This is a genomic window from Bartonella sp. MU70NMGDW (assembly GCF_042194085.1).
Taxonomy (GTDB): Bacteria; Pseudomonadota; Alphaproteobacteria; order Rhizobiales; family Rhizobiaceae; genus Bartonella; species Bartonella grahamii.
In genome coordinates, this window is record NZ_JBHIMK010000379.1 from 1 (window position 1) to 1,098 (window position 1,098).

1 protein-coding gene and 1 pseudogene are annotated in these 1,098 nt (G+C 34.2%); both read right to left on the bottom strand.

The genetic code is table 11. The annotated features are described in order from the left end of the window. Positions 1–173: 173 nt before the first annotated feature. Positions 174–454: pseudogene (locus tag ACFIKE_RS11115) on the bottom strand (Arm DNA-binding domain-containing protein); the annotation flags it as partial. Between the two features lie 494 nt (positions 455–948). Further along, a partial coding sequence (locus ACFIKE_RS11120) for a GcrA family cell cycle regulator (RefSeq protein ID WP_375649989.1) occupies positions 949–1,098 on the bottom strand: 150 nt, incomplete at its 5' end.

The following is a 1,098-nucleotide window of genomic DNA, read 5'->3' on the forward strand; positions in this document are numbered from 1 at the left end:
TTTGGTTGCGCCGTTTTGTGTCGGGAAAAGGAAAGTGATGTTATTGTGGTCGTTCTAGGTTTAATATTTATTTATACTTATAATTTATTGTTTTCATATATTGCGTAAGAGCCTTGAATTATATATTCCCTTATTTATAATTTTTTATAAAAAACTACAAAGATATTATTTTACATTCTACGTATTGCTTCACGCTTTTGTTTATCGCGTTCTTTAATGGGGGCACATTCCTCACACAAAACAGAACGCCATTGGATTTCATATATTCACAGGCTTGTTTTAAAGAAACATCTCTCAGCCGCTCCCAAGCTTATTTTGCGACGGCATCCGTGGAGGGTATAACGATAAATCCATGAAGCACTCCCTATCTTTATGCTTCATAAAAGAGCACGCTGGCATCATCATACACTTTACCAGCTCCCAATGTTGCGACACCCCTTGAAGCCCTTGGCACTTGAAAGCATTTATAAGAGGCATGCTCTTCTTTAAGTGTTTTTACTCTCCACAGCTCTCATCTCGCTCATGACGCCCAAACGAAAGATTTTGATTGATTCAACTATAAGAGGGTTTAAAACGAGAGAGATATTAATGAATCTCATTCAGGTTGTAAAGCGGTAAATCATTTTTATAATACTGCATTACTCTATTAAATATACGAAGAATAAAAACATGAGAAATTGAGAAACTGTATTATTCAAAGATATTGCTATGGATAGTTTTTAAGCAATACAACGAAATTAAAGAGAATCTTGAAAATAAACAGAAATATAACTTTACAACACATAGCTGCGCAATAGCAGCAAAAGATACAGTTTCATTGAATAGTTTTATGAAGAAACTTTTTCATTCATTAAAAGCTCCATCAAATTTCTTTCTCATAATAATTCGATAATTAAAATTTAATAACGAAGCGCAGAAAGCATAGAATATGAGATTCAATCGAGAATATTACACTCTTATCCGACGTCTTTCAGATATTGGTTGAAATGCTAGCTTAGCATGAAAGGCACAATAGGGGCTGTTTTCATCAGAATCTGCACCACAAAAATGAAAATCTGCTGATAATGGATCGCCAACCGGCCATCTACATGTATTTTC